Source organism: Pseudorhodobacter sp. (assembly GCF_034675685.1).
Taxonomy (GTDB): domain Bacteria; phylum Pseudomonadota; class Alphaproteobacteria; order Rhodobacterales; family Rhodobacteraceae; genus Pseudorhodobacter.
This window is the reverse complement of the sequence record NZ_JAUCDA010000002.1, coordinates 170,926-196,182: the sequence shown is the minus strand read 5'-3', so window position 1 is coordinate 196,182 and position 25,257 is coordinate 170,926. Positions and strand designations below refer to the sequence as shown.

Here is a 25,257-nt window from a genome sequence, read left to right as displayed (position 1 = left end):
GCGCTAAACTGAGCGCAACAGAAAAGCGGGGCTGCGCTATGCGGTATTTTCATCTTTTGGGCGCGTGCGGTCTGGGAATTGGCATTGCCAGCGCCAGCCCGGCCGAAACCGCTTTCCCCCTCGCCCCCCAGAAAGTTGCTGCCATGGCCGATGTTACCCCGGTTGCCGATACCCAAGGCCTGCAAACATGGATTGCCGCGTTTCGCTTGCGCGCGGCGGCGGCGGGGATATCGGGCGCTGTGATGGATCAGGCGCTGACGGGCTTGTCCTATGACCCTGATGTCATCCGCCGCGACCGCAATCAATCAGAGTTCACCAAGACGATCTGGGACTATCTTGACACGGCGGCATCAGAGGCGCGGGTGACCAATGGCAAAGCCGCGCTGGCAAAAAATGCGGCGGTTCTGGCGCGGATTGAGGCGAAATACGGGGTGGAAAAAGAGGTGATTGCGGCGATCTGGGGGTTGGAAAGCGCCTATGGCACGTTTCGCGGCACCGTTCCGACAATTCAATCGCTGGCTACGCTGGCCTATGACGGGCGGCGCGCCACGTTCTTTGAGGCCGAGTTGCTGGCCGCGCTGAAAATCTTGCAATCGGGTGATACGAAGGCTGCGACCATGCAGGGCAGTTGGGCGGGGGCGATGGGGCATACGCAGTTCATGCCGTCATCCTTCCTTGCCTATGCCGTGGATTTTGATGGCGATGGCAAGCGCAATATCTGGGGTGATGACCCCACCGATGCGCTGGCATCCTCGGCGGCCTATCTGGCGGGGTTCGGCTGGACCAAGGGCGCGCCCTGGGGGCTGGAAATCACGCTGCCCGCCGGGTTCGACTATGAGCAAACCAGCGAGCGGGTGAAAAAGCCGGTGGCCGCATGGCAAGCGCTGGGCGTGCGCCGGGTGGATGGCGGCGATTTGCCCGATCATGGCGCGGCCTCGGTTCTGCTGCCGGGGGGCGCGCGGGGGGCAGCGTTTCTGATTTTCTCGAATTTTCAGGTGATCGAGCGGTACAACAGCGCCGATGCCTATGTGATTGCCGTGGGGCATCTGGCCGACCTGCTGAAAGACGGGATGCGGATCAAATCCGGCTGGCCGCGCGATTTGCGGGCCTTGACGCTGGAGGAACGCCTGGATCTGCAATCCCGGCTGACCCGCTCGGGGTTTGATACGCTGGGGATTGATGGCAAAATGGGGCCAAACACGATTGCCGCCGTCAAGGGGTTCCAGCGCGCCAACGGCATTGTGGCGGATGGATACCCAAGCCTGGATATTTTGCAAAAACTGCCTTGATGCCTGGACATAGGACTGATTTCAGAAAAGGAACGACCATGAGAAAAACTTCCCTACTGGTGACGGCTGCGATGGGGCTTGGCCTGTTCATGGCGGGCTGCGTGGAGGCGCCGCAGCCGGAGCCGGTCCAGAATGCCAATCTGGCTGGCAATTGGCAGGTTACAGCGATCAACGGCGCGACAATTCCCGGCGTTACGGTGACGATGGATATGGGGGATGGCAAGGTTGCGGGCAGTTCTGGCTGCAATCGTTACAACAGTACCTACACGCAATCCGGCTATACCCTGACGTTCGCAGATGGGGCGATGACACGGATGGCCTGCGCCCCCGCCGATATGGATGCCGAGGCGCGGTTTGGCCAGGCGTTGAGCCGGGTTACCAGCTACAGCTTTGCCACCGATGGCGCGTTGCAGATGTTCGCGGGTAACGCTTTGGTGTTGCAAGCCAGCCGCCGCTAATGTGGTTTGCGTTTGATCTGATCCACGGCAGACCAAACGCAAACCGCCCTGCGCCTATTCAGCCGAGGAACGCGCCCAAAGGTTGATGTCTTCTTCCGAGGAAATCCGGTCAATCTCGGCCAGTTCCGCCGCTGTAAACTCCAGGTTTCCAACTGCGCCTGCGCAATCCTTGACCTGTTCGGGCCTGGACGCGCCGATAAGCGCGGTGGTAATCCCGCCCTCCCGCAGCACCCAGGCAATCGCCATCTGCGCCAGCGTTTGCCCGCGTGCCTGCGCCATGCCGTCCAGCGCCTTGACCGAGGCCAGCGCCCGGTCTGTAATGGTTGCGGGGTTCAGCGATTTGCCTTGCGCCGCGCGGCTGCCCTCGGGAATGCCGCCCAGATATTTCTTGGTCAAAATGCCCTGCGCCAGTGGCGTAAACGCGATAGAGCCAACCCCCAATTCAGCCAAGGTTTCCTTCAACCCATCCTTTTCGACCCAACGGTTCAGCAGGTTATAGCTGGGTTGGTGGATCACCAAAGGCGTGCCCAGATCGCGCAAAATTTCCACAGCTTCGCGTGTGCGGGCCGAGTTGTAGCTGGAAATCCCGACATAGAGCGCCCGGCCAGACCGCACGATATGGTCAAGCGCGCCCATGGTTTCCTCTAGCGGTGTGTCAGGGTCAAAGCGGTGCGAATAGAAAATATCGACGTAATCCAGCCCCATCCGTTTCAGTGATGCATCACAAGACGCGATCAGGTATTTTCGGCTGCCCCATTCGCCATACGGGCCATCCCACATCTCATAGCCCGCCTTGGATGAGATGATCAGCTCATCCCGGTAGCCTTTGAAATCCGTCGCCAGAATATCACCAAACGCCTCTTCTGCCGATCCGGGGGGCGGGCCGTAATTATTGGCAAGGTCAAAATGGGTGATGCCATGGTCAAACGCGGTTTGACATATGGCGCGCTTGGTCTGGTGTGGGGTGTCATAGCCAAAGTTATGCCACAGACCCAGCGACACCGCAGGCAGTTTCAGCCCGGATTTGCCGCAACGGCGGTAGGTCATGCGGGAATAGCGATCTTGGGCGGGGGTATAGGACATGGGTGGCTCCTCTATCTGGTATGGCAGGTTTGGGGCGTTCGGGGGGAAACTGCAACCCTGCGCCTTTCATCCCGGCCCCAATCCCTGCCTTTTGCTGGCCAGGTCGCGCTGCCCGGCAATCGCTTGCAGGCCCTATCAGCCCAAGGTGGCGATTGCCGCTTGCGCGGCATGATAGCGGGCATGCCCCGCGTCAAACGCTGCCGTCAGGGCTGGGCTTGGGTCAATCTGCCGGGCGATGGGCGGCAGGGTTGCAATCTCTGCCCCTGCGCCGGTCGTCGCCATGATGGCCAGCCGTGCCGCACCGAAGGCACCGCCAAAATCACCGGCTTGCGGTAGCAATACCGGCACATTCAGCGCTGTTGCAATCGCCCCCAGCCAGTAATCCGAACGCGAGCCCCCCCCCACCGCAATCAGTTTTTCCAGCTTGGTGCCGGTAGCCGCCAAAGCATCGCGGCAATCGCGAAACGCAAAAGTGACGCCTTCCAGCACCGCACGCGTGCCAGCGGCCTTGTCGGTCGCATGTTCCAACCCCAGAAACGCGCCGCGAATGGTGGCATTGTTCAGCGGCGTGCGCTCTCCGCCAAGATAGGGCAGAAACAGCGGCTTGCCGGGGCTTTGCAACGCGCCAAGCCCGCCGGTCAATGTGGCGGCGGCTTCACCGACCAGGCCTGCGTACCAGTTCAGCGAATCCGTGGCCGACAGGATAACGCCCATCTGATGCCATGTATCGGGCAGGGCATGGCAAAACGTATGTACGGCAGTTTCCGGGCTGGGCTGATAACCGGCATTGGCGGCAAACAGCACGCCCGAGGTGCCAAGCGACACAAACGCCTCGCCCGCGCGCACAACGCCGACCCCCACGCCCGACGCGGCGTTGTCACCGCCGCCGCCCGCAATCACCACGCCCGCAGGCAAGCCCCAGCGCGCGGCAAGGGCGGCGCGCAAATTGCCCGAAATCGCTGCGCCTTCAACCAGTCGTGGCATGTTTGCGCGGGCCAGCCCGGTTGCGGCCAGCAGATCATCCGACCAGTCACGCGCGCCGGTATCCAGCCAGCTTGTCCCTGCGGCATCCGACATTTCGGCGGCATATTCGCCCGACAGCCACAGGCGCAAATAATCCTTGGGCAGCAGCACGGTTGCCACGCGTTCCCAGTTCCGGGGCTCATGGTTGCGGACCCACAGCAGCTTGGGCGCGGTAAAGCCGGGAAACACGATATTGCCGGTGATGCGCCGAAACATCGGGTCGCCGTCCAGATCGGCCGCCTCGGCGGCGCTGCGGGTGTCGTTCCATAAAATACAGGGGCGGATCACCTCATCCGCGCTATCCAGCAGGGTCGCGCCATGCATCTGCCCGGAAAGCCCGATGCCGCGCACGTCGCCCAGCCCATGTGCCGCCAGCCTGTCCATCACAATTTCAGCCGCAGCAATCCACGCAGCAGGGCTTTGTTCTGACCAGCCGTCATGCGGGCGCTGCACCGTCAGCGGGGCCGTCGCCTCGGCCAGCACAGTCTGCGCCTCGTCAATCAAGATGCCTTTCAGGCCGGATGTGCCAAGATCAAGTCCAATATACATCAGGCAGCCTTTGCGGGTTTCTTGCCAAGGATGATCATGGCCAGGATGTCTTCATCCGTCACCTCATCCACATTCACCGTACCGACCAACTCGCCGTTTTTCATCACACTCGCGCGGTCGCATAGTTTCATCACGTTGTGAATGTCATGCTCGATCAGAAAAATGCCGAGGCCCTGCTTTTTCAGCTCTTGGATCAATTCCGAAACCATTTCGGTTTCTTGTGGGCCAAGGGCGGCGGTGGGTTCATCCATGATCAGGATGCGGGCGTTGAAATACACCGCGCGGGCAATGGCAACCGACTGTCGCTGCCCCCCCGACAGCGCCGACACCGGCACGTTGAATTTTTTGAAATTCGGGTTCAGCCGGTGCATGATCTTGCGGGTTTCGGCCTCCATCTTGCTGTCATTCACAAAGCCAAGCGGGCTGATCAGTTCCCGCCCCAAAAACAGGTTCGAGGCGGCATCAAGGTTATCGGCCAGCGCAAGGGTTTGATAGATCGTCTCGATGTTTTGCGCGCGGGCATCGCGGGGGTTATTGATTTCCACCGGCTTGCCATCAATGAAAATCTGGCCAGCATCGGCCTGATAGGCGCCCGACAGGCATTTGATCAGCGTTGATTTGCCTGCGCCGTTATGGCCCAGAAGGCCAACAACCTCACCCGCATGCAAATCTATGGTGACGCGATCAACAGCCTTGATGCCGCCGAAAGAAATCGAGATATCGCGCATCTCGACCAGTGGTGTTCGCGTATTGGTCATGGCGGTCCCTTTCACTTCACTTTTTTGCGGTAAAGATTGTCGAGATACACAGCGAGCACGAGAACAGAGCCGACAACGATCTGTTGAATGGCGGTATCAAAACCAATCAATACCATCCCGGTTTGCAGGCTTTGCATCACCAGCGCGCCAAGGATAGCGCCGTAAATCGTGCCGATACCCCCCGCCAGCGAGGTGCCGCCAATAACGGCAGCGGCAATGACATACAGCTCGTCAAACACGCCCAAAGCATTGGTGGCCGAGTTGAGGCGGGCCGAGGCGACGACCCCGGCAAGCCCGGCCAACATACCCATAAGGGCAAAGATTTTCAACGTCATCCACTTGGTGTTGATGCCTGCCAGCGCTGCCGCCTCGGGGTTGCCGCCAATGGCAAACACATAGCGACCAAAGCGGGTGCGGGTCATCAGCACCGTCATCAAAATTCCGACCGTAACCAGTATCAGCACCGGAATCGCAAAACCGTGGCTGATGAACAGGCCTTCGGCCGGCACGGTAATGTCATTGGCCTTGGCATAGGCATTCACGATGCCTTTGGGCCAGGGGTAAGCGTTGACCAGCAGCACGGCACCGATAATCGCGCCACAACCGACCACTGCCAGAAACCCTTCGGCCCACATCGGGCGCAGCTTGAAATCATGTAACTGCCGTTGTTTGCGGCCAGAGTGCAGCATCCAGACAACGCCAGCGCAGGCGATAAGGCCGACAATCCAACTGCCGGTTTCGCCAATCGCGCCATAGGGCCCCCCGCCCAGCAAGGCAAAGTTTTCATCCACCGGCGAAATGGTGCGCCCGCCCGCCGACAAAAACGCGCAGCCGCGCCAGACCAGCAAACCACCAAGCGTGACGATAAAGGCCGGGATGCCGCGATAGGCGATCAACCAGCCTTGAAAGGTGCCAATCACCGCACCCGCCACCATGCCTGTTGCCACCGCGATGATCCAGATGAACGGGTTTCCCAGCCCAAGGATCGGCGGCAGGATATTCACCTGCAGCAGCCCCATGATCATCGCCGTCAGGCCCAGCAAAGCGCCCACCGAAAGGTCGATGTTGCGGGTCACGATCACCAAAACCATACCCGTCGCCATGATGCCAATGGACGAGGTTTGCACCGAAAGGTTCCACAGGTTGCGCGGCGTCAGGAAAAATCCGCCATTCCCGAAAATCGCCCCGTAAAAGTGAAACCCGAACCAGATCAACATCAAGGCGCCGATCATCCCCAGAAGACGGGTATCTATTTCAGTCGCGCGCAAAAAGCGCGTTATCAATGAGGCGGTCTGGTCAGTTTTTGGGGGGGATGTATCGGTCATATCCGGGTCCAACGCTAATGAGGAAATGGATTGCAGGCAAAACATCCCAAGGTGTGCCCCCGAGGTGCCATACACAAAACATCAACCTAGTCAGGAAAAAAGGGTCCCGGCACCAATGAAAAACCATGGTGCCGGAACAGGGCCTAGGCCGTTACTGGCAAGCGGCCACGCCATCCATCGCGCCTTCGCAAGCCATCTCTTTGGTGATGTGGCCTGCGTCAATCGCAAGGTTCAGGGTGTCTTTGGTGATCGGTGTCGGTTTCAGCAAGATCGCGTTCATTTCAACGCCTTTTTCGCCACCGCTAAACTTGGACGCGCCGTCGATTGCGTCCAATGCGGTGCCATCTGCCAAAGCCGCGGCAATTTCGCCAGCCGCTTTACCCAGTTGCCGCGAATCTTTCCAAACCGAAACGGTCTGGCTGCCGCGTGCAACCCGGTTGATCGCGGCAAGGTCGCCATCCTGGCCGCCGACCGGAATGACAAGGCCCTGTGCTGCCAAAGCCGCCACAACGCCGCCCGCCATACCATCGTTTTCGGCCAGAACCGCATCAACCGCGTTGTTGTTTGCGGTCAGAATCTGCTCCATGTTCTTTTGCGCATTTTCCGGCTTCCAGCCATCCGAGAACGCCTCGCCAACGATCTTGATCTTGCCCGATGCAACATCTGCGCCAATCACTTCCATCATGCCTTCCAGCAAGAATGCCGCGTTCGGGTCGCCGGGATCACCCTTGATGATCGCGAAATTGCCTTCAGGCTGCACGGCCACAACGGTTTCCGCGATGATCGAACCAACGCCCTTATTGTCAAAGGTCAGATAAAAAGTGCGGTCATCTTCGATCAAACGGTCATAGCCGACCATTGGAATACCTTCGGCAGCGGCTTTGTCGATCGCGGGGCCAATGGCATCTTTGTCCCATGCGTTGATGATCAAGGCGTCTGCGCCTTGTGCGATCAGCGCCTCGATATCGGTCAATTGTTTTGCCGAGGATGATTGCGCGTCAGCCGAAATATAGCTGTCGCCGGCCGCCTCGATTGCGGCTTTCATCGCGGCTTCGTCAATCTTCCAGCGCTCTTCCTGAAAGCTTGCCCAGGATACGCCGATTTTCTTGCCTTCGGCCAATGCGGCCGTTGAGAAGCCCGTCGCAGCGATGACGGCCAGCAGAATTGCGTTACGCATGTGTTTCCCTCCCTGTGGAATCGACCTTTTGCAGGTCAGCCCGACGGATTCGTCGGTACACTCCATTCCTAGGCGATAATAAATTCAGTTGTCAAAATAAAAATAGCTGTCACTATGCGATCTGCCAGGTTTTCTGTATGAAAATGCCGCTGTGCAGCATGAACTTGATCATTATAGGTGAAATGCTGCAGTATTTAATTTGGGAAGTAAACTAATGATGCCGCAATTGCGAAAGGACTTTGTGATAAACGCTGTACCGGGTTGCGGCCCGCTCATCCCTCCGCTTTCAGAATCACTGCGGCCTTTGCGCCAGCAGATCTTTGAAAAAGTACGGGCCGCTGGCACCATAGCGCGGGTGCAGGTTGCCAAAGAGCTTGGCGTCAGCCCGGCCTCGGTGACCACCGGCGTATCAGAGCTGATCGATTCTGGCCTGTTGGAAGAGGTCGCGGCCCTGCGCGACGGTGATGCAGGGCGCGGCCGCCCTGCGGTTGCCTTGGGGGTCAAGGCGCAGGCGCATCGGGTCGCGGGTATGAAGCTGTCTGATCGTGAACATACGGCGGTTATTGTCGATTTTGCCGGCAATCTGATTGCAGATGAGGTGGTTGCCCGCAGCCCCGGTGCCATGGAATTGCCGCAGCTATTGGCCGCGATGGCGGCGCTGCTTGATAAGGTCTGTGCAAAAGCCGGGATTGATCGGGGTGATTTGTCGGCCCTGGGCCTTGGCGTTCCGGGGTTTGTTGACAGTCGCAGTGGGCAAGTGATGTGGTCATCGGTGATGGCCGAACGCGGGGTCAATCTGGCCGAGGCGGCCAGCGCGCATCTTGGCCTTTCGGTGCATGTCGACAATGATGCAAACCTTGTGACGCTTGCCGAATTATGGTTCGGGGCAGGGCGCGGATTGTCGGATTTCGCGGTTGTTACCATAGAGCATGGCGTGGGCATGGGGGTCGTGATAAACCACCGTATCTATCGCGGTGCGCAAGGTCTGGGGATGGAGTTGGGGCATACCAAAGTGCAGCTTGATGGTGCCCTGTGCCGCTGCGGCCAGCGTGGTTGCCTTGAGGCCTATGTGGCCGATTATGCGCTGGCGCGCGAGGCAACAACCGCGCTGAACTGGGTGGGTAAAGAGGGGCAGTCGATCAACGTGTTGTTGGAAAGCCTGTATGATCATGCCAAGGCGGGGAACGCGGCGGCACGGTCAATCTTTCGCAGGGCAGGGCGCTATCTGGCGGTTGGGCTGTCAAATGTGGTAAATCTGTTTGATCCGTCGCTGATTATTCTTAGCGGCGATCGGATGCGGTTTGACTATCTCTATGCCGCCGATACCCTGGCCGAGATGAACAGCCTTGCGATTGCCACCGGACGGCCCCGACCGCCAATAGAAATTCACGCCTGGGGCGATATGCTTTGGGCGCAGGGGGCTGCGGCACTGGCGCTTTCGGCTGTGACCGAGCGTTTGCTTGCGCCCAGCCGTGAGGGTGGGCAGCGTGAGGTGGCCGCGCAATGAAGATATTGCCTTTGCTGTTTTCGGTGTTTGCGGTGCAGCCAGCGCTGGCCGCCCCAAGTTTCGTGGATCATGCGCCAGACCTGCCCTCTGCGGTGATCTATGCGGGTGAATGGGAGCATTTTGTCGGTGGCGGCGTGGCGATTTTTGATTGCAACGCCGATGCCCGACCGGATGTGTTTGTGGCGGGCGGCACCAATGCGGCCAGACTGTTGGTCAATATCAGCGAACCAAAGGGCGCTGTGATGTTTGCGGATGGCGCGCTGGCCGATTTAACCGGGGTAACAGGTGCTTACCCACTGGATTTTGACGGCGATGGCTTGCTCGATCTGGCGGTTTTGCGGGTTGGCCCGGATGTCTTTTTGAAAGGCGGGGCCGATTGCAAATTCCACGATGCAACTGCCGAGTGGGGCCTGCAAACCGGCGACAGATGGTCCACGGCGTTTTCGGCAACATGGGAAAAGGGCCAAAGCTGGCCCACCCTTGCGATCGGCCATTATGTTGACCGCAGCCGCGCCGATGGCCCGTTTGAAGCGTGTGACAGCAACAGCCTGTATCGCCCGAAACCGGGCGGCGGCTATGATGCGCCAACGGCACTGGCCCCCGGCTATTGCGCCCTGTCGATGCTGTTTTCCGATTGGCAGCGCAACGGCACTGCCGATCTGCGCATTTCAAACGACCGCCATTATTATGTGCGCGGCGGCTATGAGGAAATGTGGCATCTGACCCCCCTTGCGCCCTATTCGCAGGCAACTTGGCCCCGGTTTTCGCTTTGGGGTATGGGGATTGCCAGCCGGGATATTACCGCCGATGGTCTGCCCGAGGTGATGATGACCTCCATGGGCGACCAGTTGCTGCAGGTCAACAAGGGTGGCGGCAGGTTGGAAAATGCGCCATTTGCTTTGGGAACCTACGCGCATCAGCCCTATTTGGGCGATGATGGCCGCCCCAGCACGGGCTGGCACGCCGAATTTGGCGATATCGACAATGACGGGCGTGATGACCTGTTCATCGCCAAAGGGAATGTCGATCAGATGCCCTCAAACGCGATGCATGACCCGAACAACCTGCTGATGCAGGGCGCGGATGGGGTGTTTGTTGAAAAGGGCGGGGCGGCGGGCATTGGCACGCTGGAACGGTCTCGTGGGGCGGGTTTGGTGGATTTGAACGCCGATGGGTTGCTGGATATCGTGGTCGTCAACCGCCGGGCGCCGATGGAGATCTGGCAGAATACGACGCAAGACACCGGGCATTGGCTGGGCGTTTCCCTGCAAGGCCCGGCGGGCAACAGCCAGGCAGTTGGCGCCTGGGTAGAGCTGCGCAGCGGCGGCCGCGTGCAATCGCGTGAAGTGACGGTGGGCGGTGGCCATGTGTCGGGGCAGGCGGTGCCGCTGCATTTTGGGCTTGGCGTGGACGGGGCCGCAGAGGTCAGGGTGATCTGGCCAAATGGCAGCACTGGCCCATGGCTTGCCGTATCTGCTGACAGGGTGGTGACAATCTTGCCGGATGGCCTGCGCGATTAAGCGGCCTTAGCGGTCAATCGGCAAGCCGCTGGGAACGGCCAGCGGAATACCCAGCCGCCCGGCAAGTGCAGCAGGATCGGTAAGACTGTCCAGGAACGCCAGAATCGCGGTGGCCTCATCGTCGGTCAAGGCGCGTGCGGGTTGGCGGATGGCCTGCTTGATTGCAGCGGTTTCGGCCTTGTCTTGCAGCATCGCCCAATCATCTTTGTCGGTGGTAAACCCTGACAGGACCGCTTGCGGGGTATAGGTATCCAATCCGGCCGCCGGGTTCGCATGAAACAGCACAAAGGCGCGCAGGTCGGCATGGCCCCCGGCATGGCCATAGGGGCCGGTTGCGGTGATATTGCGCAATGATGGCGTGCGAAAGGCATAGGCATCCGCGCTGCGATTTGTCACCCGACTGCGGCCCAGATCGCGCTGATTGCTTTCAAACCGTTCCGCCTTGCCCGGCCCCAACTGTGGGCTTCCCATGGCGTGAAAGGCCTGATCGGTCAGCAAGGGGCCAGAATGGCAAGTGCTGCACCCGGCATCACCATAAAACAAATCGGCCCCCTTGGCAGCAAGTGGGGGAAGCTGCGCCGCCCCCCGCAGCCACGCATCAAAGGGGGCAGTATCGGACCGCCATTCAAAGCTGATAAAGGCGGCAATTGCATTGGAAATATCGGTGAATTGAACGGGCCGCCCCGCCGCGATTTCCGGATAGACCGCCGCAAACTGCTGCTGATAGGCCGGAATGGCGGCAATTCGCGCCGCGATCTTTTCCCAGGCGCCGTTTGGCCCCGTAAGCTGGCCGGTACGGACGGCCTTTGAAACCTCATTTTCAGAATAGTGCCCGGCCATTTCATCGGGCGACAACACCGGAAACATGCTTTGCGCCGATAGCAAGGAAGCAAAGCCGCTGACCATCTCATCCTCTAGCGGGGTGCGAAAGCCGCTGGCGCGCGTGCGATCTGCCTCTATCCGGCCATCGTGAAACAGATTGCGCAAATCCAGAATACCCAGATTGAACAGGGCTGGCGCGTTGCGCGGGATGCGCTGTTCGGGCAGATTGGCAGGGTCGGGGCGGCGATCTGGGCCAATGCCAATGCCGCCTTCGCCCAAAGCCAGCGATACACCATCGCCGGTGCCAAAGCGTGGATGATGGCAGGTTGCACACGAAATGTTACGGTTTCCAGACAGTTCGGCATCCCAGAACAACGCTTGCCCCAAAGCGACCTCGGGTTGCGAATGGTGCCTGAAATCAGCATCCGTCAAGGGCAATGGCCGTGTTTCAGCCCGTGTTTCAGCCATTGCAACGGAGCCAAAAGCTGCGAGCAGCGTTATACTTGTCAAATAAAGATGCATCGGTTCCTCCGCTGCGCAACATAAGCAGAAATTTGGTGAAACAGAAAATCAAAAATATGGCCCATCGTTGCCGATACCCTGAAAATCACCGTTTCGTTTCGTTGTATGTTTGCAGGCAAGATGCAATACATATGGTAATAATATTTGTTAAGCGGGCAGGAGGCAGGATGCAGCGGTTCACGCACCATGGATTGGGCATAGCCGCGCTGTTGCTGGCTGCGGTTTTTGCATCAACCGGGCCAGTCAAGGCATTGGATCAGCTGGATTTCAAGGTCGAAGGCGGCGATGCCGAGGTTGAAAAAGCGCTGCGCAGTGCGTCGCTTTTGGTTGCAGCACAAGCTGAGGGCAGCGCCAACGTACAGGATCTGTTCGCCTCGGCGCGGGCGGAATATCAGCAGCTTGAAGGCGCGCTTTATGCGATGGGCCGCTATTCTGGCGTTATCGAAATTCGTATTGATGGGCGCGAGGTTGCCGCTATCCCGCCCTTGGATGCGCCCAAATCCATCAAGAAAATATCGCTGAGGGTGGTCCCCGGCCCTGCCTTCAAATTCTCCCGGGCCGAGGTTGCGCCGCTTGCCGCAGATACGAAGCTGCCCAAAACCTATCGTGTGGGTGAAATCGCGCAAAGCGCCATTATTTCAAGCGCGGCTTCGGCTGCGGTTGATGGTTGGCGCGCGGTTGGGCATGCCAAAGCCGAGGTAACCGACCAGGACCTGACCGCCGATCACCGTACAGCAATGCTTGCATCAAGCCTTCGGGTCACGGCTGGCCCCCGGCTGCGGTTTGGCCCATTGGCCGTGACCGGGCAAGAGCGTATGCGCGTAAACCGTATTGTCAAAATTGCGGGCCTGCCCAGCGGTGAACAATACAGCCCCAAGGAATTGGAAGACGCAGAGGAGCGGTTGCGCCGTACCGGGGTTTTCCGTTCTGTAGCCCTGGAAGAAGATGCGGCCATCACCGCGCCCGATATCCTTGGCATTACCGCCAAACTGGCCGAGGAAAAGCCGCGCCGCCTAAGTTTCGGCGTCGAGGTGGCAAGCAGTGAGGGTGCCAAAATCAGTGGCTATTGGCTGCACCGGAACCTGTTTGGCGGCGGTGAGCGTTTCAGGGTTGATGGTGAGATTGCACAGATCGGGGCGCAAGGCAGCGGTGTCGATTACGCGCTTGGCTTCAAGATAGACCGCCCGGCAACGCTTAGCCCAGACACCACGGCCACGGCCCTTTTACGGATAGGCCATACCGACGATGCCGATTATGTGCAGGATTTTCTTGAGACGAGGCTAGGGTTTACCCAGTATCTATCGCGCGAGATAACAGCGCGCGTGGGGCTGGAGTATTCGCAATACCGCGTCACATATCCCGCAAGCACAATCAATTTTCGCAATCTGGCCTTGCCGGTGGGCGTGAACTGGGACCGCCGAAATTCAAAAACCGATGCGACCCAAGGGTTTTATGTTGATGCCGAGGCGGCGCCGTTTTTGGGTTTCGGCACCTCTGATTCCGGGTTCAGGCTTGCCGTTGATGCGCGGGCCTATCGTGGTTTTGGGGCAAATGACCGCGTTACAATCGCCGGGCGCTTTCAGGCGAAAGGCGTGTTTGGGTCGTCGATCAGCAACTTGCCGCCCGATTTCCTGTTTTATTCGGGGGGGGGGCGGTTCAGTGCGGGGGCAACCTTATCAATCGCTTGGTTTTACCTCGGCCATGACGGGCCAACGCAGCGGTGGCACCGGCTTTTTGGGGGCATCTTTGGAAGTGCGGGCCAAGGTGACGGATAGCATCGGCGTTGTCGGCTTTGCCGATTTTGGCCAGATTGCGACGGATGGTTTGTATGGTGGCACGACGGCCAGCCATGCGGGGGCAGGATTTGGCCTGCGCTATGCAACCGGTTTCGGGCCGATCCGGCTTGACATCGGTGTGCCGGTTTCGGGTGGCGGCAAGAAGCCACAGGTCTACGTTGGTATAGGGCAATCCTTCTGATGCGCATGTTTTGGATCACGCTGCTTTTTCTGTTTTCCCTGCCCTTCATGGCCGTTGCCCAAGGGGATGATCGCGATTTGCTGACGGCGTTTTTAGAAGATAACCTGTCTGGCGCAGGCCGAAAGGTGACGGTGACAGGGTTTTCCGGCGCGTTTTCATCAAAGGCCGAAATGGCCAGCCTGACGATTGCCGACAGCCAGGGTGTGTGGCTGACGCTGAACAATGTGGTGCTGGATTGGAGCCGGGCTTCGTTGCTGCGCGGCGTTGTCCAGGTATCGGAACTGACGGCGGATGAGGTGATCATCGCCCGCAAACCGCTTGCTGATCCCGATGCAGTTCCCGCCCCCGAGGCGGCTGGCTTTGCACTGCCCGAACTTCCCGTATCGGTGAACGTTGAAAAGCTGGAAGCAAAGCGCATCGTTATGGATGCATCCATTCTTGGCCAAAAGATCGAAGGCAGCCTGTCGGCCTCGGCGCGGCTGGCAGGTGGCCAGGGCAACGCTGATCTGGCGCTGACCCGCACGGGGGATGGCCCGCAGGGGCAGTTGGCGCTGACCATTGGCTATGGAAATGCGGATAAGACACTGAACATCAGCCTTGATCTGACCGAGGGTGCCGATGGGATTGCGGCAACTTTGCTTGACCTTCCGGGCAAGCCCAGCGTTGCGCTGAAAATCGTGGGCGCTGGCCCACTGGATGATTTCGCAGCAAAGCTGAATTTGCAGACCGATGGGCAGGAACGTCTGGCGGGCGATGTCACGCTGACGGGCCAGCAAGACGGCGCGCAAAAGTTTGCACTGACCCTTGAGGGCGATGTAGCACCGTTGTTCTTGCCAGATTACGCCGAGTTTTTCGGCCCCGAAATTCGGTTGAACGCGGAAGGTCAGCGCAGCATTTCAGGCCAGTTGGACCTGACGGCGCTGGCATTGAAAGCGCGGGCGATATCGCTGGAGGGTGCGGCGGTGATTGCAGCCGATGGCGTGCCGCAAACCTTCAGTCTGGCGGGGCGGCTGGGCTTGCCAAGCGGTGAACCTGTGCTGCTGCCCTTTGGCGGCAAAGATGAAACCCGCGTGACCGCTGCTGACATTCGGGTCGGGTTTGACGCGGCGCAAAGTGACGGCTGGTCGGCAACGGTGACGCTGACGGGGCTTGCGCGTGCGGATGTCACGCTTGGCATGGCCAGTATTGATGGCTCTGGCCGCATCAACCGTCAGTCCGGCATCGGCGGTGCGCGTGTTGATGGTGCGCTGGTCTTTGATGCGGCAAATGTTGCGCTGACGAATCAAGCCCTTGCCGAAGCTTTGGGCCAATCCATCAGCGGCAAGCTGAGCTTTGATTGGGAACGGGGTGGCCCCGGCTTTCAGATCGACCGGCTTGAGCTGAATGAGGAAGGCTATAACATCGTCAGCACGGCGCGCGTCGGCAATCTTGCAAGCGGTTTCAGCACTCAGGGCAGTATTGACGCGCAATATGCCGATCTGTCGCGCCTTTCCGCGCTGGCCGGGCGCCCTTTGTCGGGGCGCGCGGGTTTTCGGATCAGCGGCCAAATCAGCCCGCTTGGCGGTGAATTTGATGCGGTTGGCAACATCAAAGGCAATGACATCACGGTCGGGATTGCCGAGGTCGACAGCCTTTTGAAAGGTGGCTCGGCGATTGAATTTGCCGCAGAGCGTTCAAAAGAGGGTACGTTTCTGCGCCGCCTTGACGTTGTCGCTGGGCCGCTTGTCGCGCATGTCGCGGGCAAACTGGCAAGCGATGGCAGCAATCTGAAAGGCACTGTCGGTTTTGCGGATCTATCGGCGCTGGGCGCAAAATATGGCGGTAGCCTGCGGGCTGATGCCAGCTTTGAAGGCACCCCCGTGAATGGGCGCATCACGCTTGACGGGATCGGTGAAAATCTGAAACTGGGGCAAGGGCAGGCCGACGCGCTGATCGCGGGGCAAAGCCGCCTTTCGGTTGCCATCAGCCTGCGCGACAAACGGTTTGTGATAGAGACGGCCGCGCTTTCCAACCCGCAGGTCACCGCAGATGCGACCGGCTATTATGACGCTGCAGGCAGTGATATTTCTGCCAACCTGTCTTTACCCGATCTTTCGCCGCTTGGCCCCGGGTATCGGGGGGCGTTGCAGGCCAGGGTTACGGCAAACGGTACGTTTGACGCGGGGCAGGTGACGCTTTCGGGGATGGGGCAAAACCTTGCAATCGGCAACGCCGAGGCGGACAGGCTGTTGAAAGGCCAAAGCACCCTGAAAGCCGCGGCCAATTTCCGCGATGGCAAGCTGGAGATTGAACAAGCAACCCTGTCGAACCCTCAGGTTTCGGTCAACGCCACCGGCAGCGTGATCGGTGAGACCCGGAAAATCCAGCTTGAAGCGCGGCTTGCCAATCTTGGCCTGCTGGTTTCGGAGTTTCCGGGCGCGGTGACCGTCGCGGGCAATGCGACACAGAATGGGCAGGGGTATTTGCTTGACCTTAACGGAACCGGGCCGGGCGGCCTGAACGGGCGGGTTTCGGGGCGCATCGCCCCCAGCTTTCGCAGCGCTGACCTTGCGATGACGGGCACAGCACAGGCCGCGCTTGCGAATGCGTTTCTTGGGGCGCGGTCGATTTCGGGCCAAACCCGGTTTGATCTGCGGCTGAATGGCCCCTTTGCACTCTCGTCCTTGTCTGGAACCGCAAACCTGGAGGGAGGCCGCTTTTCAGCACCAAGGCTGCCGTTTGGCCTGCAAGACATTGCAGCGACGGCACGGCTTGGCGGTAATGCTGTTCAGATCAATCTGACTGCGGCCCCAAGCACGGGCGGCTCATTGGCCATAGACGGCAGCATCGGGCTGGCTGCGCCCAATACGGCGGATTTGCGAGTCGCCCTGCGCAATGCAACCCTGAAAGACCCCGACCTGTATTCCGTGTCTTTGGGGGGTGATGTTACCGTGCAAGGCCCGCTGGCGGGCGGCGCGGTGATTGCTGGCACAATTCGTATCAGCGAGGCAGAGTTGCGCGTCCCGACCTCGGGCTTTTCCTCCATCGGTTCGCTGCCGGGGCTGAAGCATTTGAATGAGCCGGCAGCGGTACGCGATACGCGTTACAAGGCCGGTCTTATTGACGTTGGTTCTGGCAATGGGAATGGGGGATCATCCCAGCCCTATGGTCTGAATCTTGCTATCGAAGCACCATCGCGCATTTTCTTGCGCGGACGCGGGATTGACTCGGAATTTGGCGGGCGCGTGATCATTCGTGGCGACACGAATGCCGTGATGCCAAGCGGTGCGTTTGAATTGATCAGGGGGCGTCTGGATATTCTGGGAAAGCGCCTTGAACTGGATGAAGCACAGCTGGTGTTGCAAGGTGATATGATCCCCTACATCAATATTGTAGCGATAAATCAAGGGGATGACGTTGTTACCTTGGTTACGATCAAGGGCCGCGCGGATGAGCCTGAAATCATCTTTTCCTCGGTTCCCGATCTTCCGCAGGAAGAAGTGCTGGCACAGCTTTTGTTCGGGCGTGATCTGCAATCCATTTCGGCGCTGCAGGCCGCACAGCTTGCCGCCGCCGTTGCCTCGCTTGCCGGAAAGGGCGGGGAAGGGATTGTGGGGCGTTTGCGCAAAGGGTTTGGTCTGGATGACCTGGATCTGACAACCGATTCCCAAGGAAACGTGTCGTTCAAAGCCGGTAAGTACCTGAGCAAGCGTGTCTATACCGAGGTGGAAGTTGACCAAAAGGGACAGAGCAAGATCAACCTGAATCTGGATCTGAAAAAGAACGTCACGGTGCGCGGCTCGGTCGGGGCTGATGGGCAATCGGGCATCGGGGTTTTCATCGAAAAGGATTACTGAGCTGCAGCTCGTCTGTGGGCCTCCACCTCGGCATCTACGGCGGCCCCCAGCAAGACGGCATAAGCCGATAGGTAAAACCACATCAACAGCGCAACCACCGCCCCGATAGAGCCGTAGACCTGATTGTAATTGGCGAAATTGCCAAGATAAAACACCAATCCGCGCGATACCGCGATCCAAAGGCCAAGCGCGAGAAACAAACCGAAGGTTACAAAAGGCGGGCGTTTTGCATGCTTGGGCCGGTTCGGGCCAAGTCGATAGGCGACTGCAATGCTTGCGATTGCCAAGGCCATGCCAAGCAAAAAATTTGCCGCACCCAGCGCTTTTGCCGCGGCGGCGCCCAGCGGCAGAAACCCGATTATCAGCGGCGTTATGACCGCAACCGTCATGCCGGATAGAACCAGCCCTATCATCACCAGGGTCAACACGAACGCACGCAAGACGTGCAGTAGCCCGCTCCGGCCTGGAAACCCATGAATGGCGTTGATGCCGCTGATCAACGCGCCAACGCCTGCACGGGCAGACCACAAGGCAAAAAGTGTTGAAATAGCCGTGGCAAGGCCCAAACTTCGGGGGTTTGTTGCCAAAATTCGCTGCACCTGCCCATAAAGCAGGTCATAGGCCTCACCCGGAAGGTAGTTTTCAGCCAGAACAAGTTGTGTTTGCACCGCATTGGGGTCGGCTGCAAAACCCCAGATCGTTATGACCGCAGCCAAAGCAGGAAAGATCGCCAGAAACCCAAAAAAGGCGATGCCCGCCGAGATCAGGCCAATTTCGGCATTAGACACGCGAGTCCAGAGGGTAATGGTTGTTTGGTAAAAACTCATTGGTTTTGCTTCACGGTTTTGGCGCGCTATTCCACGTTTCGCAGACACAGTGCTGATGGTTGATTTCAACACAAAAAGGCCCGCCTTAAACGCGCATGGCCGCTGACGGGTGGCTAAGCCCGCCCAGTTTTAGGGGCTTTCCAGGTTAAACAATGTATCAGGGCCCTTGCCAACGGTGAAAATGAATGCTGTGCCAGCAGCGATCCCAGCCGTGATGGCAAGCGTGGTCGGTATCAAAATGATCACCCGCGCAGGCGCCCCTGTCGGCTGTGCCTGAACCGCGCCGCCTAAAGCTGCGATCAATGTCAAAGTGGCAATAGAAGAAACGATCTTTGTTTCAATCTCCATAAGAAAAATCACCTAGACAATTTGATAGCATGACAGCGCGTTGCATAAAACCCCATATGGCGTGCGCTGCTTTTGCGGCGACCGAATTACCGGGCCGCTGCAATCTGTGCTGGCGTGGAATAGCCTTCGACATAAGTATTGATCACGCCATGCGCCTGCCTTGCATTGCCAGTCGCAACCGCCGCGCGCAGATCGCGCAATGCGGTTGCCATCTCAAGCTCTGTCAGGCTTTGTTCCTGTGCGCGCAGTATCTTGGGGTGTGGCGTTGTGAAAAGCTCATCGCCGATCAACAATTCTTCGTAAAGCTTCTCGCCGGGCCGCAGCCCGGTCACAATAATTTCAATGTCACCGTGGGGGTGTTCGGCATCACGAACAGTAAGACCCGCTTCTTTGATCAAATTCCGGGCCAGGTCACGAATCCTGACCGGTTCCCCCATATCAAGCACAAAAACATCGCCGCCATCATTTGAAAAAGACCCGGCGAGTAAAACGAGTTGCGCAGCCTCGGTGATCGTCATGAAGTAGCGCGTCACATCTTCATGCGTCAGGGTGATTGGCTCACCATTGGCGATTTGTTCCTTGAACAAGGGAATGACCGAGCCAGATGAGCCAAAGACATTGCCAAAGCGCACCATCGAAAAGGCCGTACCGCGCGACCGTTTGGCCAGATCTTGCACCACCAGTTCAGCAAGCCGTTTTGAGGCGCCCATCACATTGGTTGGGCGCACGGCCTTGTCGGTTGAAATCAGGATGAATTTCTTTACGCCCGCCTCATTCGCGGCATCCCCGAGCGTGCGGGTGCCCAGAACATTGTTTGCCAGCCCGGAAATTGGGTTGGCTTCGACCAGTGGCACATGCTTATAGGCCGCCGCGTGAAGGACGATATCAACCTTGTGCTCTTTCATGGCTGCCCGTGCCAACCGACCGTCCGTCACTGACCCCAGTACCGCAATAATGCGCGTTTTCGTTCCGACGGCAAGCTTGTTCAGTTTTCGTTCAATCGTGTAAAGTGCGATTTCACTGATCTCAAACAAGACGATGCAGGCGGGGTTGCTTTGCAGCAACTGGCAGCAAAGCGCCGTTCCAACCGACCCGCCCGCGCCGGATACCAAGACGGTGCGCCCCTGATAGGCGGGGCTTGCCAAAGGCAGGCCGCCCTCTATTTCCATGCGGCCCAGAAATTTGTCTGGGTCTATCGGTGTCAGCGCATCAACCAGACGCTCTACTCCGACAAGCTGTGCGAATGAGGGAACAGACATCACCGTCAGGCCCATGGCCTGCAACCGCCGCGCTATCTGTGCCAATTTCGGCCCGGGAACGGATGGCATCGCCAACAAGACACGATCAACATCAAACTGCGCAGTCAGTTCCGCAATCCGGTCTGATCCGTAAATGCGCAACCCTCCTGCTGACATCGAGCGCAGTGCCGGGTTGTCATCTATATAGGCAACGGGGGAAATACTGTCATGCGACCGTAGGGCCGCACGCAACTGGGTCCCGGTGCGCCCTGCGCCATAAATCAAGACGCGGCGGCGTGGCTGCCCTTCACGCAAAACCCATCGCAATATGTGCAACATGGCAAAGCGTGCCACCACAACCAAAAGAAAAAAGACGAAGGCAAAAAGTATGCTTCCCAACCGTGACACATATATGCCGGACTCATTCGCAATCAGGGCGAAAGAAACCGTCACAAGCAACACCATGGCACCGCTACGCAAAACCCCGCGCGACTCGTAGGCGTTCAGCTTGATGTTTTGCATTTTCAGGGCGGTCACAAAAAGCCCGGCGAGGCCGGCCAAAAGGATGAGGAGCGGCCAGTTTCTTTCAAGAAATGCGCTGCCGGGTAATGCGTTGTAAAGGATGGTCGAGGCGATCAAGAAGGCGACGGGGGCCAGCATAATATCAACGCAAGCCAGGCAAACCTTTTTATCGAACCGCGACAGGCGTTCAACCAGTCTGAAAAGTGGTGAGCGAATGAACGGCATTACAATCCTCACAAAAGGCCACGGTATGTTTTTTGCAGCAAAGGGGTTTCCCCAAAACTTCCGCCCCCAACAGCTTTAGATTGTGTTTCCAAAGCGTCCGATTCCTGAAGTTGACTAATATCTACCGCCTGTGGGGTTAATTTCTTATTGATGCAGCTATGCAGGCCAGGCTGCCAATTTGCCGACCGCGCTGCATTTTTGCCCACAATGCCAAACATGGCCGAGATCGGCATGCTGATCATAACAAAGGGGTTGCATTCACGCAGACCTTGCAAATAGGCGCAGCGATAGGTTACAAGTTCCAATAGTTGACGTTTATTTCCACTATATGAAACATCATGGGCGCGACCCTGGATCAGGCTTGTGCTTTGCTATGCCGAATATCACTATATCCGAACTTCCCAGCCTTTATCCTGTCAGTTGCCCAAACCCTACCAGATGAAAGCGAAATCATGTCCGATACACGCGCAAACAAGAAGTACCGTTCGCAGGAATGGTTCGATAATCCCAATAACCCCGGCATGACCGCGCTATATCTGGAGCGTTACCTGAACCAAGAGTATACGCGCGGCGAATTGCAGGGCAATCGCCCGGTAATCGGTATCGCGCAAACCGGGTCAGACCTGACGCCTTGCAACAAGATCCACGTCTTTTTGATGGATCGGATCAAGGCGGGCATCCGTGATGCGGGCGGCGTGCCGATGGAGTTTCCGGTGCATCCCATCCAGGAAACCGGCAAGCGGCCCACAGCCGCGCTAGACCGTAACCTTGCATATTTGTCGTTGGTCGAGGTGCTGCACGGCTATCCGCTGGACGGCGTTGTGTTGACCACGGGCTGCGATAAAACCACCCCGGCGATGCTTATGGGCGCAGCCACCGTTGATCTGCCCGCAATCGCGCTGAATGGTGGCCCGATGCTGGATGGCTGGTGGAATGGCGAGCGCACAGGCTCTGGCACCATTGTCTGGGAAAGCCGGCGTTTGCTGGCCGATGGCAAAATTGACCTTGAGGAATTCATGTCGCGCGTCTGTTCCTCGGCCCCCTCGCTGGGCCATTGCAACACTATGGGCACCGCCAGCACCATGAACGCGATGGCAGAGGCGCTGGGCATGTCGCTGCCTGGCAACTCTGCCATTCCCGCACCGTTCCGCGAACGTATGGGCATGGCCTATGAAACGGGCAGGCGGATTGTGGCGATGGTTGAAGAAGATCTGAAACCCTCGGATATTCTGACCCGAAAAGCGTTTGAAAACGCGATTGTGGTTAACTCTGCCATTGGTGGCTCCACCAACGCGCCGCCACATCTGCAAGCGATTGCGCGCCATGCGGGTGTGGAATTGCACGTCACCGACTGGCAGAAAATCGGCTTTGATGTGCCGCTTTTGGCCAATATCCAACCCGCCGGCAAATACCTGAGCGAAAGTTTTTACCGCGCCGGTGGTGTGCCTGCAATCATGGGAGAGCTGTATGCAGCGGGCCGATTGCACGGCGATGCGATGACGGCGGCAGGCAAACCCGTGTCGGAAACCGTGGGCAAATGGCGCAGCCGCGATACCGAGGTAATCTTGCCCTATGACAAACCGATGCGCCAGAACGCCGGGTTCTTGGTGTTGTCGGGTAACCTGTTCGACTCTGCCTTGATGAAAACCAGCGTGATTTCTGCTGATTTCCGCCAGCGCTTCCTCTCCGATCCTGGTTCAGAAAACATCCATGAGGCCCGCGCGATTGTGTTTGAAGGGCCAGAGGATTACCACGACCGCATCAATGACCCGGCACTGAATATTGATGAAACCTGTATCCTGTTCATCCGCAATGTTGGCTGTGTCGGCTACCCCGGCTCGGCCGAAGTGGTGAATATGCAGCCACCAGATGCCATGATCAAAGTCGGCATCAACCACATGCCCACAGTCGGCGATGGCCGCCAATCGGGTACGTCGGAAAGCCCGTCGATCCTTAACGCCTCGCCGGAATCGGTGGTAGGCGGCGGCCTTGCCCTGCTGAAAACGGGTGACCGCGTGCGGCTTGACCTGAACGCCAGCACCCTGAACGCGCTGGTGGATGATGCCGAATGGGCCAAACGCCGCGCCGATTGGGTGGCCCCGGTGCTGCACCATCAGACCCCCTGGCAAGAGATTTACCGCACCCATGTCGGCCAACTGGCCGAGGGTGGCTGCCTGGAATTGGCGACCAGTTATCACCGTGTGGTCAAGGATTTGCCACGCGACAACCATTGAAGCAGGGGCAAAGGGGGGCATATGGCCGGGTCCACACTGATCATCACAGGGGCTGGCTCGGGCATCGGTCGCGCGACCGCCGGTGCTTTTCTTGAGGCCGGTTGGCGTGTTGGCCTGTTTGGCCGCCGCGCTGCCGCGCTGCATGAAACGGCGGCGGGCCATTCGAACGCGCTGGTCTTGCCCTGCGACGTGACCGACCCCGCCCAAGTTGATGCGGCCTTTGCAATGGCTGCGAAAACATGGGGCCGCATCGACGCGCTTTTCAACAACGCCGGTGTCGCGCTTTTTCCGACCTTGATAGATGAGATCAAGGTCGAAGATTGGCTATACCTTTCCAATGTCAACATTACGGGCATGTTTCTTTGCGCGCGTGCCGCCTTTCGCCATATGCGGGCGCAAGACCCGATGGGGGGGGCGCATTATCAACAATGGCTCCATCTCGGCCCATGTGCCGCGCCCCGGTTCGGCCCCCTACACCATGTCTAAACACGCGATCACCGGCCTGACGCGCAGCCTGTCCCTTGATGGCCGCCCCTTCAACATTGCCTGCGGCCAGATTGATATCGGCAATGCGTTGACAGATATGGCGGTTGCAATGACCAAAGGCGTGCCGCAGGCCAATGGCACCACCGCGATAGAGCCGGTCATGGATGTCAAACACATCGCCGCATCCGTTCTGCATATGGCAAACCTGCCGCTGGCCGCGAATGTGCAATTCATGACGGTAATGGCCAGCGCCATGCCTTTCATCGGGCGCGGTTAATCCGCGCCGTGCCTGGCCAGTGCCGTGCTCTGCCCTTTCGCCGTTTGTGGCCCGGCCACGCTTTCCGGCCCCCGTCTACCAGCCGCCAAAGCGTTCCCATATGCGCAGCGGCGCGCCGGTTTCTTTCGGGATGACATGATAGCGTTGATGTTGGGCCGCTGTTGCGCATGCGTGGTTGGGCAAAATCCGTAAAACCGTCCCGATCGGCAACTCGGGCATGATCCCGCGCGAACCGGGGCGCAGGGCAACAACCCCGTGTTCCTGATTGGCCTTGATGACGATCAGATCGGGGATCACGGCGCCCGCTGCGTCGCACACCAGACCATAGCCTTGATCAACCGTCTGGGTGGCGGTGCCACGGTCACGCGACATCGCCATCCATCCCGCATCGACGATCACCCAGCCTTGCTTTTGCTGATGGCCGATAACCGTGGTCAGGACCGACAAAGCGATGTCAGAAACCCGGCACGCCTCTATGCCCGCCATGACAAGATCAAAAAACACATAAACACCTGCGCGCATTTCGGTGACGCCGTTCAGGTCCTTGGCCGCGTGGGCTGTAGGGGTAGAGCCGACGCTGACTACGGGGCAGGGCAGGCCCGCCATGCGCAGGGCCGTTGCGGAATTGACCACCGCCAGACGTTCGATCTCGGAAAATCTTGATTGCGCCTCTTGCCCGATGGCTGAATAGCTTTCACCGGCATGGCACAAGACACCGGCGAGTTCTGCGCCCTCTTCATGCAAGATGCGCCCCACTTCGATCAGCGCAGGGTCTGCGGGCGTCAGCCCGCTGCGGTGGCCATCGGCGTCAATCTCGATCATCGCGGGGATAGGGATGCCTGACGCGCGCGAGGCCTTGGCCACTGCCCTTGCCTGTACAACGCTGTCCAGCAGCACTGTCAGGCGGCAGCCCGCATGATGAAGGGCCAGCACCCGCTCCAGCTTGTTCAAGCCAATGCCAACGCCATAAACAATATCCCTGATGCCGGCTTTGGCGAAGGCTTCGGCTTCGGCCAAGGTCGAAACCATGGCCGGCCCGGTTCCGTCTTTCAGCACATAGCGGGCGGCGTCGATGCTTTTGGTGGTTTTCAGATGCGGGCGCAGGGTGACGCCAAGGCGCGCTGCATGTGCTGCAAGGCGCGCGATATTATGCATCATTTTCGCCTCATCGACGATCAGGCAAGGCGTGGGCAGTGTGGCAAGGTGTGTGGCGGTCATCACAGCTCCTTTTGGTGATCTTGTGCTTTACGCTAA

At 58.8% G+C, this 25,257-nt stretch carries 18 protein-coding genes and 1 pseudogene; 9 read left to right on the top strand and 10 right to left on the bottom strand.

The window, feature by feature from the left end; translation table 11 throughout:
- Positions 1–38: 38 nt before the first annotated feature.
- Together VDP61_RS01030 and VDP61_RS01025 are read left to right on the top strand one after the other, a co-directional pair.
- The gene (locus VDP61_RS01030; protein WP_415233865.1) at positions 39–1,289 is read left to right on the top strand and encodes a lytic murein transglycosylase; all 1,251 of its coding nucleotides are present in this window, start codon (positions 39–41) and stop codon (positions 1,287–1,289) included.
- A gap of 38 nt (positions 1,290–1,327) precedes the next feature.
- Positions 1,328–1,747, top strand: coding sequence for an META domain-containing protein (locus tag VDP61_RS01025; protein ID WP_323005081.1), 420 nt, complete (start codon positions 1,328–1,330; stop codon positions 1,745–1,747).
- A gap of 54 nt (positions 1,748–1,801) precedes the next feature.
- Here the strand turns inward: VDP61_RS01025 and mgrA are convergent, their stop codons facing one another.
- The 5 genes from mgrA to VDP61_RS01000 all read right to left on the bottom strand — a co-directional run bounded on the left by mgrA (position 1,802) and on the right by VDP61_RS01000 (position 7,662).
- Positions 1,802–2,830, bottom strand: a complete 1,029-nt coding sequence (mgrA, locus tag VDP61_RS01020; RefSeq protein ID WP_323005080.1) for an L-glyceraldehyde 3-phosphate reductase — start codon at positions 2,828–2,830, stop codon at positions 1,802–1,804.
- A gap of 135 nt (positions 2,831–2,965) precedes the next feature.
- A complete protein-coding gene (xylB, locus tag VDP61_RS01015) occupies positions 2,966–4,402 on the bottom strand; it encodes a xylulokinase (protein ID WP_323005079.1) in 1,437 nt (478 codons plus the stop codon).
- A complete protein-coding gene (locus tag VDP61_RS01010; protein WP_323005078.1) occupies positions 4,402–5,160 on the bottom strand; it encodes an ATP-binding cassette domain-containing protein in 759 nt (252 codons plus the stop codon). The genes xylB and VDP61_RS01010 overlap by 1 nt, the downstream gene beginning before the upstream one ends.
- An 11-nt stretch (positions 5,161–5,171) precedes the next feature.
- Entirely contained in the window at positions 5,172–6,485 is a 1,314-nt protein-coding gene (locus VDP61_RS01005; RefSeq protein ID WP_323005077.1) for a sugar ABC transporter permease, read from the bottom strand.
- A 151-nt stretch (positions 6,486–6,636) separates the two neighbouring features.
- Positions 6,637–7,662, bottom strand: coding sequence for a substrate-binding domain-containing protein (locus tag VDP61_RS01000; RefSeq protein WP_323005076.1), 1,026 nt, complete (start codon positions 7,660–7,662; stop codon positions 6,637–6,639).
- Between the two features lie 214 nt (positions 7,663–7,876).
- Here VDP61_RS01000 and VDP61_RS00995 point away from each other — a divergent pair, with 214 nt between their 5' ends.
- Both VDP61_RS00995 and VDP61_RS00990 read left to right on the top strand, forming a co-directional pair.
- On the top strand, positions 7,877–9,169 hold the full coding sequence (locus VDP61_RS00995) for an ROK family transcriptional regulator (protein ID WP_323005075.1): 1,293 nt from the start codon (positions 7,877–7,879) through the stop codon (positions 9,167–9,169).
- Positions 9,166–10,689 (top strand): CRTAC1 family protein, encoded by a 1,524-nt coding sequence (locus VDP61_RS00990; protein WP_323005074.1) that lies wholly within the window; start codon positions 9,166–9,168, stop codon positions 10,687–10,689. Before VDP61_RS00995 ends, VDP61_RS00990 begins: the two co-directional genes overlap by 4 nt.
- A 6-nt stretch (positions 10,690–10,695) precedes the next feature.
- On the opposite strand, the gene VDP61_RS00985 is transcribed toward VDP61_RS00990, so the two are convergent.
- Positions 10,696–12,033 carry a cytochrome-c peroxidase gene (locus tag VDP61_RS00985; RefSeq protein WP_323005073.1) on the bottom strand — a complete coding sequence of 446 codons (1,338 nt, stop codon included), beginning with the start codon at positions 12,031–12,033 and terminating at the stop codon, positions 10,696–10,698.
- Between the two features lie 167 nt (positions 12,034–12,200).
- Here VDP61_RS00985 and VDP61_RS00980 point away from each other — a divergent pair, with 167 nt between their 5' ends.
- From VDP61_RS00980 to VDP61_RS00970, 3 genes are read left to right on the top strand one after another with little or no spacing between them, the layout of a single operon-like run.
- Positions 12,201–13,808 (top strand): autotransporter assembly complex protein TamA, encoded by a 1,608-nt coding sequence (locus tag VDP61_RS00980; protein WP_323005072.1) that lies wholly within the window; start codon positions 12,201–12,203, stop codon positions 13,806–13,808.
- A complete protein-coding gene (locus VDP61_RS00975) occupies positions 13,735–14,010 on the top strand; it encodes a BamA/TamA family outer membrane protein (RefSeq protein ID WP_416236476.1) in 276 nt (91 codons plus the stop codon). The genes VDP61_RS00980 and VDP61_RS00975 overlap by 74 nt, the downstream gene beginning before the upstream one ends.
- Entirely contained in the window at positions 14,010–17,846 is a 3,837-nt protein-coding gene (locus tag VDP61_RS00970; protein ID WP_323005070.1) for a translocation/assembly module TamB domain-containing protein, read from the top strand. Before VDP61_RS00975 ends, VDP61_RS00970 begins: the two co-directional genes overlap by 1 nt.
- Here the strand turns inward: VDP61_RS00970 and VDP61_RS00965 are convergent.
- From VDP61_RS00965 to VDP61_RS00955, 3 genes are all read right to left on the bottom strand, one after another.
- Entirely contained in the window at positions 17,840–18,673 is an 834-nt protein-coding gene (locus VDP61_RS00965) for a YihY/virulence factor BrkB family protein (protein WP_323005069.1), read from the bottom strand. The genes VDP61_RS00970 and VDP61_RS00965 overlap by 7 nt on opposite strands.
- Positions 18,674–19,107: 434 nt before the next feature.
- A complete protein-coding gene (locus tag VDP61_RS00960) occupies positions 19,108–20,997 on the bottom strand; it encodes a polysaccharide biosynthesis protein (protein ID WP_415233883.1) in 1,890 nt (629 codons plus the stop codon).
- Positions 20,998–21,014: 17 nt separating this feature from the next.
- A complete protein-coding gene (locus tag VDP61_RS00955) occupies positions 21,015–21,311 on the bottom strand; it encodes a hypothetical protein (RefSeq protein ID WP_323005067.1) in 297 nt (98 codons plus the stop codon).
- 147 nt (positions 21,312–21,458) lie between these two features.
- On the opposite strand from VDP61_RS00955, the gene VDP61_RS00950 reads away from it, so the two are divergent.
- A complete protein-coding gene (locus tag VDP61_RS00950; protein ID WP_323005066.1) occupies positions 21,459–23,240 on the top strand; it encodes an IlvD/Edd family dehydratase in 1,782 nt (593 codons plus the stop codon).
- 21 nt (positions 23,241–23,261) lie between these two features.
- Positions 23,262–24,003, top strand: a pseudogene (locus VDP61_RS00945) (SDR family oxidoreductase).
- A gap of 75 nt (positions 24,004–24,078) precedes the next feature.
- Here VDP61_RS00945 and VDP61_RS00940 read toward each other — a convergent pair.
- A complete protein-coding gene (locus VDP61_RS00940; RefSeq protein ID WP_323005065.1) occupies positions 24,079–25,221 on the bottom strand; it encodes a DSD1 family PLP-dependent enzyme in 1,143 nt (380 codons plus the stop codon).
- Positions 25,222–25,257 lie beyond the last annotated feature (36 nt).